Source organism: Paraburkholderia sp. J41 (assembly GCF_905220235.1).
In the GTDB taxonomy this organism is placed as follows: Bacteria; Pseudomonadota; Gammaproteobacteria; order Burkholderiales; family Burkholderiaceae; genus Paraburkholderia.
Map to the genome: position 1 here is coordinate 31,139 of NZ_CAJMZE010000002.1, position 18,004 is coordinate 49,142.

Here is an 18,004-nt window from a genome sequence, read left to right on the forward strand (position 1 = left end):
ATTTATCTCGCTATCATCTGAAGGACCGACTCTTCTGTTGCGCCGTGCGCGGGTACCTCTCCGGTGACTACCCCGTCACGCAGCGCGACGATGCGATCGACCATGCCGAGGAGTTCCGGTAGCTCCGACGAGATCAGCAGCACCGCCTTGCCGGAGCGCGCAATCTCGTCAATCAGCCGGTAGAACTCGACCTTCGCGCCAACATCGACGCCACGCGTCGGCTCGTCGAGAATCAGCAGCATGTAGTCGTGTGCCATCCACTTGCCGAACACGACCTTCTGCTGATTGCCGCCGGACAACGTGCCGACGGGCACCTCCGTGCTCGACGCCGACACCGCCAGTTGCCGGCACACGGACGCTACCCGCAACTGCTCCTGCCGGCGGTTGATGAAGCCCAGACGGCAAATGCTGCCGAGCGTGGGCAGCATCGCGTTCTCGCGGATGCTGAGGCCGAGCACAAGCCCCTGCGCCTTGCGGTCCTCGGGAACGAGCGCGACGCCCGCGTCGATCGCTTGCGCTGGCGTCGCGGGCCGATGCGCGCGACCGGCGAACGATATCTCGCCCGCCACGATCGGGTCGAGCCCAAAAATCGCGCGGGCCACTTCTGTGCGGCCCGCGCCGACGAGTCCCGCGAGTCCCACGATCTCGCCGGCCCGCACATTGAATGAGACCTCCCTGACGCGCTGCTCGAGACGCAGCCCTTTCACGTCGAGCACGATGTCGGCTTTCTTGCTGCTGTCGCGCCGGTCGGGAAAGCGCGTATCGACCTCGCGGCCGACCATTAGCTGGATCATCGACGCGCGATCAAGTTCGCCCACCTTGCGCGTGCAAACTGACCGCCCATCTTTCATGATCGTGCAGGTGTCGCAAAGGTCGAATATTTCATCCATGCGGTGCGACACGTAGAGAATCGTTACACCGTCACGGGAAAGCGTTCGCACAACGTTGTAGAGCAATGCCAACTCGTGATCTGACAACGTGGCGGACGGCTCGTCCATAATCAGCACACGTGCTGAAACGGCGAGTGCCTTCGCGATCTCGACGAGTTGCTGCTCTGCGACCGAGAGCGTGCTCACGCGCCGGCGCACGTCGATCGGCGCACCGATGCGCACGAGCAGCGCCTGCGCTTCCTTGCGCATCGACGCGCTATCGAGCAACCCGCGGGTGATCCGCTCGCGGCCCAGAAAAATATTCTCGGCGACGCTCAGACCGGGAATCAGATTGAACTCCTGATAGATCGTCGATACGCCTGCCGTCACCGCTTCGCTTGGGGAACCCGGCGAGTAAGGCGCCCCGTCGAGCAGCAGCTCGCCTTCGTCGGGTGCGGTCGCGCCGCTCAGAATCTTGATCAACGTCGACTTGCCCGCACCGTTCTCGCCAACGAGCGCATGCACCGACCCTTTGCTGCATGAGAACGCGATGCGATCCAGCGCTCGCACGCCGGGATAGGCTTTACTGATTCCCTTCACTTCCAGCGCATTCATGGACTGCCTCTGTGACGCGATACAACGATTGGCTGATGCGGCTTCACGCTATGCGAATCGACCCGAACGGCTCACGCGACCTGCAGCTGGATCTTGAGGACACTTCTGTCTTCCGCCAGACGCCTGAATGCCGCCTGTACGTCGTCGAGCCGGTAGATCGTGGTGAGAAATGGCGCAACGTTCACGCGCCGGTAGCCAAGCAAGGTTGCTGCCTCATGCATGTCGTCACCCATGCCGGCCACAGTGCCTTGTACCCCCTGCTCCCGCAGCACGAAATCGAGCGCAGAGATCCTGAACGAATGGCCCGGTTTGGCAAGTCCAAACGCAATCACGCGCCCGCCTGGCCGGATCAGCGTGAACGCCTGCTCGTAAAGCTCGGGCAAACCCACGCTCTCGATCGCGACGTCGACACCGCGACCGTCGGTTGCCGCCCGCACGGCGGCTTCCACCTGCGCTGGATCGGACACGACAACGTCGGCTCCCAGCTCTTTCGCGAGTCGGGCGCGCTCGGCATTCGGCTCGGCGACGATGATGGGTGCCGCACCCGCGCGCAAGGCAAGCTGCAGGTGCAGCTGGCCGATTGGGCCGGCGCCGATCACCAGCACGCTCTCGCCGAGCCGCAGATGACTCTTGCGAAACGCGCGAACGATGCACGACAGCGGCTCGACCATCGCACCTTCCTCCACAGGCATCGCTGCGGGCAAAGGCACCACCGCATAGGCGGGCACGCGCACGTATTCGGCCATCCCGCCGTTCACGTGAATACCGAGCTGAACCATCTGCGCACAATTGAGGATTTCGTTCTTGCGGCAATAAAAACAGCTGCGGCAGCCGAGATTGATGTCGGCGGTGACTGGCTGGCCAATGCTCAGCCCTTTCACCGCCGCGCCCATTTCGGCAATCGTTCCGGAGAACTCGTGCCCCGGAATCAACGGCAACCGGTCGCGCGAATAGTTGCCGTGATAGATGTGCAGGTCGGTGCCACAGATGCCGCATCGCTCGACCTTGATCAGCACATCGGTTGAGCCACATTCGGGAATGGGCACATCGCGCAACTCGAACTCCATCGGTGCAACGAGTACAGCAGCCTTCATGACTTTCTCCCTGACTAAAACGCGGTCGACCTGATCCATCCGCCATGGCGAACCATGGCGGCCGGCCTGGCAGGTGTGCCCCCTGCGGTGGAATTCCCTGCTGCCCGGGTTGCGGGCTGCGGCAGTACCCCGGCTATTGAGGCGTGGGTGCGTCCTGCCGGATCAACGCGCGGCGCTTCAGTTCATCCCAGAACGCCGCCGGAATCTCGGCCCGGAAGGTCTGCAGATTGTCTTCGAGTTGCGCGACGGAGCGCACGCCGGGAATATTGGTCGGAATCGCCGGATGGCCGAGAACGAACTGCAGTGACGCCGCTTTGAGCGGCACCGAGTATTCACGGCATACCTGCTCGATCTGGCGCACGCGCTCGAGGATGGCTTCCGGGGCAGGCGCATAGTTGTATTTCGCACCGGGTACAGCCCCGGTCGCGAGAATGCCGCTGTTGTAGCCGCCGCCCAGGATCACCGATACCTGCTGCTTTTCGCACAGCGGAAGAAAGCCGTCGAGCGCATCCTGTTCGAGCAGCGTATAGCGCCCGGCCAGCAACAGGCAGTCGAAGTCGTTGCGCTGGATCGCTTCATGCGCGACCTGCCACTCGTTGACGCCGACGCCTACCGCTTTCACAACGCCCTCGTCGCGCAGCTTCAGCAGTGCTTTCGCCGCGCCTGACATTGCCGCCTCGAACATTTCCGGCTGACGATCCCCATGCGTATAGGCGTCGATGTCGTGAATCAGTGCAATATCGATATGCTCCAGCGCCGTGCGCTGCAGGCTGTCTTCAATCGAGCGCATCGCGCCGTCGTAGCTGTAGTCGAACTGCATCTCGAACGGCAGCCCGTCGACCCATGGCGTGAAGTCGATCTCTGCGCGCTTGCGGGGCTTCAAAAGGCGTCCCACTTTCGTCGACAGCACATACTGATCGCGCGGATACCAGCGCAGCCCCTGCCCGCAGCGCGCCTCGCTCAGGCCGTGGCCGTACATGGGCGCGGTGTCGAAGTAACGCACGCCGGCGTCCCATGCTGCCTTGATCAAGGCAGCCGATTCCTCTTCCGTGATCGGTCTGAAAATATTGCCGATCGGCGCGGCGCCGAAGCCCATCACCGTCGTTTCAAGTCCCGAACGCCACCATTTGCGCTTTGCTACCGGATCCATTTCGTCTCCTGCGATGAATTAAGCCATCTCTTTTTTATCTATTAAGTAACCATCCAGATGGTTACGTTTTGGGAATATTAATCCCGGTACGATGATCAATCAAGCACGTTTCGCCAGGGATTCTCCCTACCCTATGCAGCAGCGCTGTCCGTCTTGTCCGCAGCGGCCGGGCGTGTCGACAAAAAGGGGATAAGACGCAGAAACACGGCCATCGCTTCGATCGAATTTTCGAGCAGATAGCGGCCCGGATGAGTGGCAAGGCCCCTTGCTTTCGCGGCCGCCAGGAGACCCGTTTCTGCCGGTTTCATGATCAGGTCCGCGACGACGGTCTGTGGGCCGGCGTCGGTCAGGTCGATCGGTAAAGCATCGCCGTCGCGCATCCCGCATGGCGTCGCATTGACGACAAGGTCATGCGTAGCTGCCGCGCACGCCGTGCTTTCACGAATGGTCGTTCTGCCATTGCGCGCCCGCAAAGCGCCGGCAAGCCGCTGCAGCGACGCCGTATTGCTGTCGAAAAGATCAAGCGAGACTACTCCAGCATCTAGCAGGGCATGCGCGACCGCGACGCCAGCACCGCCGGCGCCTACAATCAACGCCGACTTGCCACACACGTCATGCTTGCGGCCATGCAGGCCCGCCACGAAGCCAGCGCCATCAAACATCGCCCCCGTCCACGTGCCGTCCTCCTCCCGGCGCAGACAGTTGACCGCGCCGGTCTGCCTCGCCGAATCCGATAGATGCGCTGCATAGGCACACGCCAGCAGCTTGTGCGGCACCGTGACGACCACGCCGGCCAGGTTCGCCACGCCGCGCAGCCCCTCAAGGACCGTGCCGAGGTTTGCAGTCGGCACATGAAACGGCACGAGCACCGCGTTGACCCCGTGCCGCTCGAAAAGCGCATTGAAGAGTTCCGGCGATTTTGCCTGCGCGATGGGATCGCCCAGAATCGCGACAACCCGTGTTTCACCATCGACGTGTGTCACTTTAGGCCTGCCGTATGTGTGGTAATGCGTTCGATCAGGCGCTGCACACGCAACGCGTCGTCGCCAGTGACCAGGGGCGCACGATCCTCGCGGATGGCTGCGACAAAATCCTTGAGCAGCTCACGATGCGCGGTATGGGAGAAGTCCATCGGCTTTGCGCCGAAACCCGAGGACGATGGGTCGCGGAATTCGTCAATGCGGCCATCGTGGAAGAACACACGCAGATGGCCGCCTTCGAGTACTGCCGTGCCATGCTTGCCGACCACTTCGATCCGCTCTGGAAAGCCTGGGAAAACAGCCGTCGTGGCAAACACGTGGCCGGCCGCCCCGCTTTCGAAGGTAAGCGCGGCACTCGCGAAATCTTCCGACTCCATCGAATGCAGTGCCGTCGTCGCGGTGGCGGCCGCCACCGACCCCACCTCTCCTGCCAGCCATATCAGGATGTCGAGCGAGTGAATGGCCTGCGTCATCAGCACACCGCCGCCGTCCCGGACATACGTGCCGCGGCCGGGCTCGTCGTAGTAAGACTGCGGACGCCACCATCGCATTTCCGCGCCAGCATAGGCAAGCGGACCGAGCACGCCGCTCTTCACCAGTGTTGCGAGCCGCTGTACTGCTGGGCGAAAGCGGTTCTGGAACACTACGCCAAGTTGCACCCCGGCGTCCCTGCAAACCCCCACCGCGCGTTCTGCGCGCGACGTCGATATGTCGAGCGGCTTTTCAAGCATCACATGCTTGCGTGCGGCAGCCGCTTGCTCGACGAAGTCGAGATGCGTATGCGGTGGCGTGAGCACCAGAACGGCATCGACACCTGGGTCCTTCAGCACCGCGTCGAACGACTCGCCGACTGGAAAGCCATGCGTGCGGGCGAACCGCTCCAATCGTTCGCGCGAACGGCCGACGACGCCGACGACCTGCACTTCGTCATGCAACTCGTTCAGCGCAAGCGCATGAGGCGTGGCGGCCAGCCCAGCACCTGCAATCGCGATTCGGATTTTGCGCATCGTATGTCCAAAGCGAGGTTTGTTCAAAGCAATGCAGTCAGTTCCGGAACGGCCTGGAAGAGATCCTGGGTCAGACCAAAATCCGCGATGCTGAAGATCGGCGCTTCTTCGTCCTTGTTGATCGCCACGATCACCTTCGAGTCCTTCATGCCAGCCAGATGCTGAATCGCGCCCGAGATGCCCACTGCGATGTACAGTTGCGGCGCCACGATCTTGCCGGTCTGGCCGACCTGGTAGTCGTTCGGGACGTAGCCCGCATCAACGGCTGCACGCGATGCACCGAGTGCCGCGTTCAGCCTGTCGGCGAGCGGTCCCAGTACTTTGGCGTAGTTCTCGCCATTGCCCAGACCGCGGCCACCCGAGACGATGATCTTCGCGCTCGTGAGTCCCGGACGGTCCAGCTTCGTGACTTCACGGCTCACGAATCGCGAGAGGCCAGTGTCAGCCGCCGCTTCGATCTTCTCGAACGTTGCGCTGCCGCGTTCTGCGGCGACTGCATCGAAACCGGTCGTGCGGACCGTAATGACCTTGATCGGGTCCTGGGATTGAACCGTTGCGATCGCGTTGCCTGCGTAGATTGGACGTTCGAACGTATCGGCGCTGTTGATGGCGGTGATGTCGCTGATCTGCGCCACGTCCAGCTTCGCGGCGATGCGCGGTGCGACGTTCTTGCCCGCCACGGTGGCCGACGCGAGAATGTGTGTGTAGTTCTTCGCCGCATCTCGCACAAGTGCGAGTACCGTCGCTTCGACATTCTCCGCGAGGCCCTCTTCGAGTTGTTCCGCATCGGCCAGCAGTACCCTCGAAACACCCGAAATCTCCGCGGCCTCTTCCGCCGCGTTTCGTACATGGTGGCCCGCGATCAGCACGTGAATCTCAGTGTCAAGGAACGTTGCGATTACAGCAGCCGCCGCTACCGTATTCAACGTCGCGGCCTTGACGGACGCATTGTCATGCTCGGCAATAACCAGAATCGTCATTTATTTGCGCTCCCTTTACAGCACCTTGGCTTCGGTCTTCAGCTTCTCGACCAGCGTCTTCACATCCGGCACCTTCACACCGGCGGAGCGCTTCGGCGGCTCGACGACTTTCAGCGTCTTCAGGCGCAGCGTCACATCTACGCCGAGGTCTTCCGGCTTGAGCGTTTCCAGCGGCTTCTTCTTCGCCTTCATGATGTTCGGCAGCGTCACATAGCGCGGCTCATTCAGGCGCAGGTCGGTGGTGACCACGGCGGGCAATTTGAGCGACAGCGTTTCCGCACCGCCGTCCACTTCGCGCGACACGGTGGCCTTGCCATCCGCCACGACTACCTTCGATGCAAATGTCGCTTGCGGCAGGTTAGCCAGCGCAGCCAGCATCTGGCCGGTCTGGTTCGAATCGTCGTCAATAGCCTGCTTGCCCAGAATGACCAGCGAGGGCTGTTCCTTGTCGACCAGCGCCTTCAGCAGCTTGGCGACAGCCAGCGGCTGCAACTCTTCGTTCGATTCGATCAGGATCGCGCGGTCCGCGCCAATCGCCAGCGCCGTGCGCAGCGTTTCCTGCGACTGCGTCACACCGGCCGACACGGCGATCACTTCCGTCGCCACGCCCGCTTCCTTCAGGCGCACCGCCTCTTCCACGGCGATTTCATCGAACGGGTTCATCGACATCTTTACGTTCGCAATGTCGACACCCGTGTTATCCGACTTCACACGGACCTTCACGTTGTAATCGACCACTCTCTTGACTGCTACCAGCACTTTCATTCGCAACCACCTTTCTCCGCCAGATTTATCGTGTCAGCCGAAATCGGCTGCGCGCAAACTCACTTGATCACCAGCACCTTCGACCGATCGAACGCCACCGTCACGGCGACGATCAGAATGACGCCAAATACGATCTGCTGTGCAAACACGCTGATGCCCACAAAGGTCATGCCCACGCGCGCCACCGAAACCAGCAATGCACCAATCAGCGTGCGCACGATGCCGCCAGAACCGCCCGTCAACGCCGTTCCGCCCACGATCACCGCCGCGATCGCCGGCAACAGAAATTGATTGGCCAGGGTAGGCGAGCCGCTGCCAAGACGTCCCGCCATCACGACACCGGCGAGCCCCGCAAAGAACGACGACGTCGCGAACACCAGGCACTTCGTCACGGAAACGCGCACGCCCGATGCAATAGCAGCGGGCTCGCCTGCGCCGATCGCGTCAGTGTGGCGGCCAAACACCGTCGAGCGATGCAGAAACCAGCAGAACGCAAACACAATCACGGCCAACAGGATCTCATGGGGGATGCCGAAAGAGGTCCCCGTCGTCCAGCCCAGCGAAGCGTTGCGCATATCGTCGCTGATCGCAATGGAACGCGTCCCGGACAGCGTAAGCGCCGCTGCCGATGCAATACCGCTGATTGCAAGCGTCGCAATGAATGACGGAATGCGCAGCACGGTCTGGATCACGCCGCTCAGAAGGCCAATCGCAAACGACGCCGCGAGCGCGATAACCGCTGCCCACGCGCCAAATCGCGGCAAGCACAGCGCGACCACCACGCTTGCCAGCGATGCAACCGACTGCAGCGACAAATCGATACTTCCCAGCAGCACCACGAAGGTCGTTCCAGCAGCCATGATGAATAGCGTGGAACTGTCCGCCAGCAGTCCGAGTTGCGTCGATAGCGCGAGAAAGTCCGGCTGGGCAATCTCGATCAGCACGTACAACGCCACTAACGCAGCAAACGGCGCGTTGTCGCGAAGCGTCGCGCGCAACGGTGATTTCAGTAATGACATAGCAGCCTCACACCATATGTTCGACGATTTCAACCTGCGAAGGCTTCGAGCCCACTTCGCACGGCAGAACCTTTTGCGCGCGGCCATCGCGCATCACCATGATGCGATGGCTCAGGCCGAGAATCTCTTCGAGCGTGTCGCCTGTCAGCACAACCGCCACACCTTCGGCCGTCAGTTCGCGAATCAGTTGGTACACCTCTTCTTTTGCGCCGACGTCGAGCCCGCGGGTCGGGTGGTCGAGCACGAGAATCTGGCTGCCGGCAAAACGCCATTTCGCCAGCACCACCTTTTGCTGGTTGCCGCCAGAAAGATTGCGGCAGGAAGCATCCGGCCCTGGCGTCTTGATATGCAGACGCTGGATCCACCCGTTGGCAATCGTGCGCTCGTTCCCCTTGCGCACCACGCCACCTCGGCTCACCGCCCTCAGTCGCGGCAACGTGAGGTTTTCCGCGACGCTCATCTGCGTGACGAGCCCTTCCACCTTGCGCTCGCGCGGCACGTAGCCGACGCCCAACGCGACCGCGTGATTGGCCTGCGGCTTCAGCACCGTGCCGCCAATCCGCACCTCGCCGGAATCGAGCCTCTCCAGGCCGGCGATCACACGGCACAGTTCCTCGCGCCCTGAGCCCACCACCCCGGCCACGCCAAATACCTCGCCGCGCCGCACTTCAAACGACACGTCGTTCAACGCATGCCCCAGCGACGCATGCCCGACCGAAAGCGCCACCTCGTCGCTACACGGCTTTTGCAGGTTCTCGCGGTAGTACTCGCCGTGCATCGAGCGGCCCACCATCAGTTCATGCAACTGCTTCACGGATGCATCAGTTGAAGCCATCTCTGCCACCACCTTGCCGTCTTTCATGACGTACACGCGATCGCTGAGCGAAAGCAGTTCGTCCAGACGGTGCGAGACGAATACAAACGATGCACGCGCTTTGAGTTCGCGCACGAGTCTGAACAGAATCTCGATCTCCGCGGCTTCGAGAACCGAGGTCGGCTCATCGAGCAGAATGATCGGTGTTCCGCCAGTGCGGCTTGCCAGCGATAGCGCTCGCGCCAGTTCCACCATCTGTCGTTGTCCGAACGACAAATCCTCGCAAACGGTCAGCGGATCGACATCGAGATGCACCGTTGCGAGTTCGGCCTGCGCTGCGCGCTTGAGTTTCGACCAGTTCATGCGTCCAAATGTCGTAAAGGATTCCTCACGACCCAGAAACAGGTTCTCGGCGATCGTCAGATTCGGCAGGATCGACTGCTCCTGATACACCATCGCAATGCCCTTCGCGGTGGCGTCACGCGGATTGCGAATCATCAGCGGCTGGCCATTGAGCGTAATTTCACCGGTGTCCTGGCGGTAGGCGCCCGTCAGCAGCTTCATCAGTGTCGATTTTCCTGCGCCGTTCTCGCCAATCAGGCCGACGATTTCGTTGGGCCGGACTTCGACCGATACGTCATCCAGAGCGAGCACACCTGGGAAGCGTTTCGTAATGTTCTTGAGTTTCAGCATATCGAATCTCCCGGGCTCACTTGACTATGCGCCGGCGCGAGCGATTCAGCGCAAGCGTCACAGCAACGATAATCAGTACACCCTGAATGCCCTGTTGCACATACGGCGGTACGCCGAGCAGCACCATACCGTTGGCAAGCACGACTACGATCAACGTACCGATCAACGTATTCAGCGGGCTGCCGTTGCCGCCGGCAAGCGATGTTCCGCCCACCACGATGGCCGTGATTGCAACGAACAACTGGCCGTCGGCAATCAGTGCGTGACCTTGCCCATATTGGGCGACCGCAAGAATGCCGGCCACGCCGTAGAAGGCGCCTGCCAGTGCAAAGACGGCAATCCTCACGCGCCGCACCCGCACGCCGTTCAGGCGCGCGAGATCCTCACCACCGCCAATCGCCAGCGTGTGCCGTCCAAGCAACGTATGCCTGTAGATAAACCAGGCGACAGCGAGCGCGAGCAGGCCGATCCATACCGACAACGGCAACCCCAGATACCGCCTAATCGCAATCGAACGCAGAGCCATGTCGCTCACGCGGATCGTGTTGCCCGATAACCATGCTGTCCCGATTCCGGTTGCCACAAAACCGACTGCGAGCGTGGCAATGAAAGAAGGAATTCGCAGGAACACATGCAGCATGCCGTTGGCGAGCCCCAGCGCCGCGCCAGCGGCAATCGCAACTGCCAGCACCCATAGGCCGAAGTGATTGCCGTTGTACGAGTTCTCGACCAGCATCGACACCGTGATCGCGGAGACTGCGACAATCCCTTCCGCCGACAGGTCGATACTGCCAAGCTGAATCACGAACGTGCCGCCGAGCGCGATGGTGAGCGGAATCGCCGCGGAGATCGCGATTCGCGCCAGATTCATCGGATCAAAGAAGTCGTGATTGAACGCGCCGATGCAAAGGCCAAGCGCCAGCAGGACCAGCAGCGGCGCAAAGCGCTGCAGCAGGGTATGCATCGACATGAACCTGATCCCGGTTGTTGTTGTGCGTACGGCCTGCCGGGTGGGCGCTGCGGTTAGCTTGCTCATCGATACACCACGGGGCCCGCAACGCGGGCGTAAAGACTGTTCCAGTCCGCACTGGGAGCCGATTCGTGCGCCATGACCGTCTGCACATTTGACTTCGTGACAAGGGTCGCCTTGCAGAACGATTCGCGCTGGTCCTTCGGCAGCGATGCCACGTCCAGCTTCTTCTGCTGCGCATGAAGACCCATCGAGAGGCCAATGCCGCCGAGCCAGAAAGGATCCCAGTCGACCGTCGTCACCAGTTCACCCACCTTGATCGCGGCGAGTCCCGGTTGTGTGCCGTCCATGCCGGAGACCGGCAGTTGCCCGGCAAGGCCTTCCGCGCGCAGTGCTTCGATCGCACCGAGTGCCATGTCGTCGTTGGCCGACCACACACCCTTGATCTTCGAATTGAAGCGGGTCAACCATGCCTGCATGATCGGGAAGGCCTTCTGCGAATCCCAGTCCGCCACCTGGAAGTCCAGCAACTGGATGTCGGGGAACTTCTTCAGCGCGGCCATCAGACCCGCCTTGCGCTCGATAGCGGGTACGTTGCTGAAAATGCCGCCAATCGCGACGATGCCGCCCTTGCCACCCATCGCCTTGAACAACTCGGTCGCAGTGGCTTCGCCATAGGCCACGCCATCAAACGACAGATGAGCGACGTAGTTCGGGTTGAAATCCCACGGATGCAGATCCTTGGGTTTGTTCCAGATCGTCGTGACGTACGCACCGGCTTTCGAGCAGGCTTCAACGATCACGCGAGCGTCGGCCGAATCGTTGGGGTCGACATTCAGCACGAGGTTGCCGCCGGTCTTCTGCAGCAGCGCCCGAATGTCCGCGATCCCCTTCTCTGAACTGCCTTCGGTCGTCAGCGGCACATAGGGCAAACCGACGCTCCTGGCGAAGTCCTGCGCGCCCTTGTTGAACGCGGTGTAGTACGGATTCGTCAACGAGCGGAACGAGCAGGCCAGCGTGGTCTGTCCCGCGCCGAACGACAGGCCCGACATGCCGCCGCCCGCCACGGCGAAAGCCGCGCCTGCACCGAGCTTGATGAAATCGCGGCGTGAAACGCCTGCGCGCTGATGCTGTCTGGACATGATGTCTCCTCCGAGTGAAAGAACCCTGCGATCAAGGCAATTTATAAATAACTGGATATTTACCAAGAACCGGGAATACGTCGTCGGGGATCTTCCCATTCCCAGACGCGCGCGCCGCCGTCAGGCTGCGGCAGCTTCGTGTGTCGCCGCCCGGCCCGACATGCCGGCGAGACGCCCCGACACGCGCACCGGTTGCGCTGCCAGCCCGCGAATCAGGTCTGCGGCCTTTTCCGCGATCATCAGGGTGGGGGCATTCGTGTTCGAACTGACGATGCGCGGCATCACCGACGAATCCGCCACACGCAGGCCTTCGATGCCATACACGCGCAATTGCGGATCGACCACTGACTGTTCGTCGACGCCCATCTTGCAAGTCCCGACCGGGTGATAACCCGTGCGCCCGTACTGCTGCGCGTAGGCCTCATACTCGGGCTGGGAACGAACCTGGCCGCCCGGGAAGTGCTCGCACCTGATGTACTTGCGCAACGCGTTCTGGCTCATGATTTCGCGGCTCTGGCGGATACCCTCGACGGCCACCTTCAGGTCGTAAGGATCGCGAATGTAAGCCGGGTCGATGATGGGTGCGTCGGCCGGGTCTGCGCTGTGCAGCGCGACGCTGCCCCGGCTGCGCGGTCGCAGGAAATACGAATTGAGCGTGCAGCCCGAACCCGACGGCACCGGCGGCACGCCGGCCTCGACACCCGCGCCCGGCAAAAAGTGGAACTGCAGGTCCGGCGTCGGCACGCTGCTATCGGAATACCAGAACGCGCCGCCTTCGGCGATATTCGACGTCACCGGCCCTTTGTTGAACAGTTTGTACTCGAGTCCCGCGAGCAGCATCATGTGCTTCTTCGCGTACTTGTCGAGGCTGTAGGGACCGTTGAGCTCGTAGACGATATCGATATCGAAGTGATCCTGCAGATTCTGGCCAACGCCGCTCAAGGCATGCACGGGCTTCACGCCCGCGCGCTCCAGATCCTCGGGACGGCCGATGCCGGAAAGCATCAGGAGCTTCGGCGAACCGATGGCGCCGGCGGTCACGATCACTTCGCGTTCGGCACGCGCGATCGTCACGTTAGCGCGCTCGCCGCGTGGCGCGAATTCGACACCCGTTGCGCGCCCCTTTTCGATCACGATGCGCGACACGAGGCAATCGGTGCGGATCGTGAGATTGGGCCGCGAGCGCGCATCGCGCAGATAGCCAACCGCCGCGCTGCAGCGCTTGCCATGGCGCTGGGTCACCTGATACACCCCGACGCCTTCCTGCCGCGCGCCATTGAAGTCGCTGTTGTAGGGCAGGCCCGCTTCCTGACCGGCGATCACGAAGGCCTTGGTGACTTCGTTGACGCTGATGAGATCGGACACGCCGAGCGGTCCGCCCACGCCGTGATATTCGTTACACAGGCGCTCGTTGTCTTCCATGCGTCGCAGGTAGGGCAGCACGCCGTCGCGAAAGCCCCAGCCGGTGCAACCGTCGCGTTCCCAGCCGTCGTAGTCGGCGGCCTGGCCGCGCGTATAGACCATCGCATTGATCGAACCGCCGCCGCCCAGCACGCGGCCCTGCGCGAAGGGAATCTCGCGCCGTTGCGTTTCCGCTGCCGCCACGGTGCGATAACCCCATGTCAACGGGCCGCCCGTCATCTTGAAGAATCCCACGGGCATATGGATGTAGGGGTCGGTATCGGCGGGTCCAGCTTCGAGCAGCAGCACCCGGATACTGGCGTCTTCGCTCAGACGCGCTGCCAGTGCGCAACCCGCCGCGCCGCCACCCACGATCACATAGTCATACATTGCTGTCTCCAATACTGTTTTCTGCGGCCACACGCAGCACGTGACGACCGCTTCTTCCCACGCGCCGCGCGCGTCAGGCGATCCAGCGCGGCCGATTGCCGACCTGGATGTGCACTGACTTCAGCTCCGTGTATTCCTCGAGGCCATAACGGCCCGTCTCGCGACCGATGCCCGATTGCTTGACGCCGCCGATCGGCATTTCCGGGCCGCCCGTGATCGTGCAGTTCACCCAGATCCGGCCAGCCCGCACTGCACGGAAGCTCTTGATCGCGCCTTGCAGGTCGCGCGTCCAGATGCTGGCCGCGAGGCCGTAGGGCACGCCATTCGCGATCTCGATGGCCTCTTCGAAGGTATCGAACGGCGTGACCGCCAGCACAGGTCCGAAAATCTCTTCCTGTGCGAGCGCGCTTTGCGGCTGCACGTTGCGGAACACCGTCGGCTGGATGAAGAACCGCTCGCCCTCGTTGCTGCTGGTCCCGCCACAGACGAGTTGCACATCGCCGTGCCGGCCCGCATCGATGAAGCCGCGGATCTTGTCGAACTGGCGCGCTTCGACAATGGCACCCACATGATTCGACGCATCGAGCGGATCGCCCACGCGCACCTTTTCGAGCACGGCCTTCACGCGCTCGACGAGTTCCTGCTCGACCGACCGATGCACGACGAGGCGGCTACCCGACACGCAGCACTGGCCCGCGTTGAACGAAATCCCGAAGGCGATGGCGTCGGCGGCGTCGTCGAGATCGGCATCGGCGAAGACGATCTGCGGATTCTTGCCGCCCAGTTCGAGCCCGGTCTTTTTCATGTTGCCACCCGCCGCGGCGAGGACCGAGCGGCCCACCGGCGTCGAGCCCGTAAACGAAATCATGTCTACGTCCATGTGCTCCGCGAGCGCCTGGCCGACCACCGACCCGAGCCCCGTCACCACATTCACGACGCCGTCGGGCAGGCCCGCTTCGGTGAGCAGCGCGGCGAGCTTGAGGGTCGTGCTCGAGGTCAGTTCGGCCGGCTTGACGACGGCCGTGCAACCCGCCGCCAGTACGAACGGCAGACGCTCGGAAAGAATGAAGAACGGGAAATTCCACGGTGTGACGATGCCGACCACGCCAATCGGCTGCCGCACGACGAGCCCGAACAGATCGCCACCAAGCGTATCGTGCGTATCGCCGTGCACGACGCGCGCGAGACCTGCCGCGTATTCCCAGATGCCTGCCGCCGCACCGATTTCGCCGCGAGACTGACCAATCGGCTTGCCGCTTTCGAGCGTCTCTAGATACGCGAGCGTCTCCACATTCGCGCGGATGAGCCGCGCTGCATTGAGCAGCACCGTCGCGCGCTGCTCGCCAGACAGACGCGACCAGCGGCCGTCGTCGAAGGCGCGGCGTGCCGACGCGACCGCCACGTTCAGGTCGTCAACGGTGGCTCGCGCGGTGGACGTCACCGGCACACCGTGGCCGGGGCTCTTGCGCGTCACGAATTCGCCGGTGCGTCCGGCGTAGTCCTTGCCGTCGACGAACATCGAGGTCCGCACGGGTTCCGACGGAAGACGAAGCGCCGCCGCAAGTTCATTCAGATTGCTCATTCCTGCCTCCAGAGTTTGCTCTTCACGCGGGCATCGAAAGTGCGCCGCGCGTGCCGGACATTGCGTGTGAGATGCGATGTGCCGCGCATTTATTTACGCCCATTCTGCACCATCCGGTTACTTCCTCGCAATGCTTTTTTGGTCTATAGTCGCTGGCATGATGCGAACCAACTGACGCTGTCCCCTTGATACTTTTCGAGTGATATCCACCATGACTCTTGCGACGACGGCCCTGGATCGGGCCTCCAGAACGGCCAAATCCGGCGCAGCGAAACCACCGAGGCAACGCGACCCCGAAGTGACCCGGGCACGCATTCTCGAAGCCGCGAAAATGGAGTTCGCGAAGCTCGGCCTGGCCGGCGCCCGCGTGGAAGCCATCGCGACGCGCTCGAAGGCCAACAAGCGGATGATCTATCACTACTTCGGCAGCAAGGAGGAGCTGTTCGTGGCGGTACTCGAAAGCGCCTATGCCGACATCCGCACCGCCGAACTGAAACTCGACCTCGATCATCTTTCCCCTGAAGAAGCAATCGTTGCGCTCGCCACGCATACGTGGAACTACTACCTCAAGCACCCGGAGTTCATGACGCTCGTGAACAGCGAGAACCTTCACAAGGCGACCCATCTGAAGAAGTCCGAACGGTTCAGGGAACTGCATCATGATTTCATCTCGATGTTGCAACGCATAATCGATCGCGGCGTCGAAGCGGGCGTGTTCCGCAGCGGTGTCGATGCCCGGCAACTGCACATCACGATGGCCGCGATCGGCTACTACTACCTGACCAACCGCTACACGAGCGGCCTGATCTTCGACATCGACTTCATGAGCAAGGACGCACTGAAAGCAAGGCTCGACTTCAACATCGAGACGGTGCTCAGGCTGCTACGCCCCTGATCCACTACATTCACGCCATCCGGCGGGAGCACCGCACAGCGGCGCTCCCGCTTTCCGCATCTGGCATCAAGCCACCTTTTCCTGCTTCGCCTGCATAAGCAGAGCCTCATCCACCAGCGGGCGAAACGTCATCCGTGCGAGCACGTCCCGCTCGACATCGATCCCGGGCGCCACTTCAATCAGCCGCACGCCGTCCGGCTCCAGACGGAATACAGCACGCTCGGTCACATAGAGCACTTCCTGGCCGGCAATACGTGCCTGCTCGCCGCTGAACGTGATGTGCTGGACCCGCCCGACAAGCTTGGGCACGCTCCCCGGGCTCACGATGCTCACGCGCGCCCCCACCTGCTCGACCTGCAAGCCCTTTGCTTCGAAGGTGCCACAGAACACAATCTTTCTCGCACCCTGCGTGATGTCGATGAAGCCGCCGGGACCGACCACGCTTGCGCCAAGCTTCGACACATTGATGTTGCCGTCGCCGTCCATCTCGCCCATACCGAGGAACGTGACGTCCACTCCGCCACCGCTGTAGAAGTCGAACTGATCGACACTCGAGAGGATCGCATCGGCGTTGCGCGCCGTGCCGAACATCGGGCCGTCGAGCATGGCGCCGTTGTGAATGCCCTGCTCCACCGATCCCCAGAAGGTGCCCAGCCGCCCCTGCTCCGCGAGAATGGCGGGAATGCCACCCGGAATGCCGAAGCCGAAATTCGCCGACTGCCCCTCGTGCAACTCCTGCGCGGCGCGCGCCGCGACGATGTGGCGAATCCCCGTTGGAATCTCGTAGAAGCCCTCGCCGATGGCGCTCAGCGCTTCGCCGCTGAGCGCCGGGTCGTCATCCGCCACGACGCATTGCACCTGCCCCGGCGTCTCGACCAGTGTATTGACGAGGATGCCGGGAATGCGCACGAGCCGGGCCGGGACATAACCGTCGGGTGCGCGCTCTTTCACCTGCACGATCACCCGGCCACCGCTGTTGTGTGCAGCAAGCGCCGCGGAGTAGACATCGAGATCCGCAGGTTCATGGCGCAGCGTGACATTGCCGCGCTCGTCGGCCGATGAGCCGCGCACGATCGCGAAATCCACCTTGAACGGCTTGTAGCGAAGATATTCGCGCCCATCCAGTTCGATCAGTTCGACCAGATCTTCGGTTGCACGCCCGTTGATCTTTCCGCCATCGATCCGCGGGTCGACGAAGGTGCGCAGTCCCACATGCGTAACGAGCCCCGGGCGCCCAGCGCCGATTTCCCGCAGCAACGTGGAAATCACACCCGCCGGGAAACTGTAGGCTTCGATGGCCTCGTCCTTCGCCAGCCGCTGCATCCCGGGCGCCCAGCTCCAGTGCCCGCCGATCACGCGCCTGACCATGCCAGGGTGAGCCAGGCGTCCAAGTCCACTGCCCTTGCCGTCCCCGATGCCGAGCGCGTGCACCACCGTCAGCTCGCGCGGATGCCCGCTCTCGAGAAAACGCTGTTCGAGCTTCGCGAGCACGGCGTCCGGCTCGAGCACACCGCCACCGTTACTGGCCAGCGCGATCGTCGCACCGTCGAAAATCTGCTCGACCGCGTCCGCAGCCTCCATCCACTTGTTCAACACATCCTCCATTCAGATCGGCCGAAAAGCCCATTGACAGCGGCC

Annotated in this window: 15 protein-coding genes; 1 reads left to right on the forward strand and 14 read right to left on the reverse strand. The window is 62.4% G+C overall.

Going from position 1 to position 18,004, the window contains the following annotated elements; translation table 11 throughout:
- Positions 1-2 precede the first annotated feature (2 nt).
- The 13 genes from U5805_RS02020 to U5805_RS02080 form a co-directional block, all read right to left on the reverse strand.
- The gene (locus U5805_RS02020) at positions 3-1,484 is read right to left on the reverse strand and encodes a sugar ABC transporter ATP-binding protein (RefSeq protein ID WP_322101764.1); all 1,482 of its coding nucleotides are present in this window, start codon (positions 1,482-1,484) and stop codon (positions 3-5) included.
- 71 nt (positions 1,485-1,555) lie between these two features.
- Positions 1,556-2,578: a zinc-dependent alcohol dehydrogenase gene (locus U5805_RS02025; protein ID WP_322101765.1), complete on the reverse strand. Its 1,023-nt coding sequence runs from the start codon at positions 2,576-2,578 to the stop codon at positions 1,556-1,558.
- Positions 2,579-2,711: 133 nt separating this feature from the next.
- Positions 2,712-3,728, reverse strand: coding sequence for an aldo/keto reductase (locus U5805_RS02030; RefSeq protein WP_322101766.1), 1,017 nt, complete (start codon positions 3,726-3,728; stop codon positions 2,712-2,714).
- A gap of 131 nt (positions 3,729-3,859) precedes the next feature.
- A complete protein-coding gene (locus tag U5805_RS02035; RefSeq protein WP_322101767.1) occupies positions 3,860-4,711 on the reverse strand; it encodes a shikimate dehydrogenase in 852 nt (283 codons plus the stop codon).
- The gene (locus tag U5805_RS02040) at positions 4,708-5,715 is read right to left on the reverse strand and encodes a Gfo/Idh/MocA family oxidoreductase (protein WP_322101768.1); all 1,008 of its coding nucleotides are present in this window, start codon (positions 5,713-5,715) and stop codon (positions 4,708-4,710) included. Before U5805_RS02040 ends, U5805_RS02035 begins: the two co-directional genes overlap by 4 nt.
- A 23-nt stretch (positions 5,716-5,738) precedes the next feature.
- On the reverse strand, positions 5,739-6,695 hold the full coding sequence (locus tag U5805_RS02045; RefSeq protein ID WP_322101769.1) for an electron transfer flavoprotein subunit alpha/FixB family protein: 957 nt from the start codon (positions 6,693-6,695) through the stop codon (positions 5,739-5,741).
- A 15-nt stretch (positions 6,696-6,710) separates the two neighbouring features.
- The gene (locus U5805_RS02050; protein ID WP_322101770.1) at positions 6,711-7,460 is read right to left on the reverse strand and encodes an electron transfer flavoprotein subunit beta/FixA family protein; all 750 of its coding nucleotides are present in this window, start codon (positions 7,458-7,460) and stop codon (positions 6,711-6,713) included.
- 59 nt (positions 7,461-7,519) lie between these two features.
- Positions 7,520-8,479, reverse strand: coding sequence for an ABC transporter permease (locus tag U5805_RS02055; RefSeq protein WP_322101771.1), 960 nt, complete (start codon positions 8,477-8,479; stop codon positions 7,520-7,522).
- Positions 8,480-8,486: 7 nt separating this feature from the next.
- Positions 8,487-9,986, reverse strand: a complete 1,500-nt coding sequence (locus tag U5805_RS02060; protein WP_322101772.1) for a sugar ABC transporter ATP-binding protein — start codon at positions 9,984-9,986, stop codon at positions 8,487-8,489.
- Positions 9,987-10,002: 16 nt separating this feature from the next.
- Positions 10,003-10,956, reverse strand: coding sequence for an ABC transporter permease (locus tag U5805_RS02065; RefSeq protein WP_322101773.1), 954 nt, complete (start codon positions 10,954-10,956; stop codon positions 10,003-10,005).
- A 62-nt stretch (positions 10,957-11,018) separates the two neighbouring features.
- Complete coding sequence (locus U5805_RS02070) at positions 11,019-12,098, reverse strand: sugar ABC transporter substrate-binding protein (RefSeq protein ID WP_322101774.1); 1,080 nt, start codon at positions 12,096-12,098, stop codon at positions 11,019-11,021.
- A gap of 120 nt (positions 12,099-12,218) precedes the next feature.
- On the reverse strand, positions 12,219-13,889 hold the full coding sequence (locus U5805_RS02075; RefSeq protein ID WP_322101775.1) for a GMC family oxidoreductase: 1,671 nt from the start codon (positions 13,887-13,889) through the stop codon (positions 12,219-12,221).
- Positions 13,890-13,962: 73 nt separating this feature from the next.
- Positions 13,963-15,471, reverse strand: coding sequence for an aldehyde dehydrogenase family protein (locus U5805_RS02080; RefSeq protein ID WP_322101776.1), 1,509 nt, complete (start codon positions 15,469-15,471; stop codon positions 13,963-13,965).
- Between the two features lie 298 nt (positions 15,472-15,769).
- Between U5805_RS02080 and U5805_RS02085 the strand changes: the two genes are divergently transcribed.
- A complete protein-coding gene (locus U5805_RS02085) occupies positions 15,770-16,366 on the forward strand; it encodes a TetR/AcrR family transcriptional regulator (RefSeq protein WP_322101777.1) in 597 nt (198 codons plus the stop codon).
- A 66-nt stretch (positions 16,367-16,432) separates the two neighbouring features.
- Here U5805_RS02085 and U5805_RS02090 read toward each other — a convergent pair whose 3' ends face one another.
- Entirely contained in the window at positions 16,433-17,971 is a 1,539-nt protein-coding gene (locus U5805_RS02090) for an acyl CoA:acetate/3-ketoacid CoA transferase (protein ID WP_322101778.1), read from the reverse strand.
- Positions 17,972-18,004: the final 33 nt, after the last annotated feature.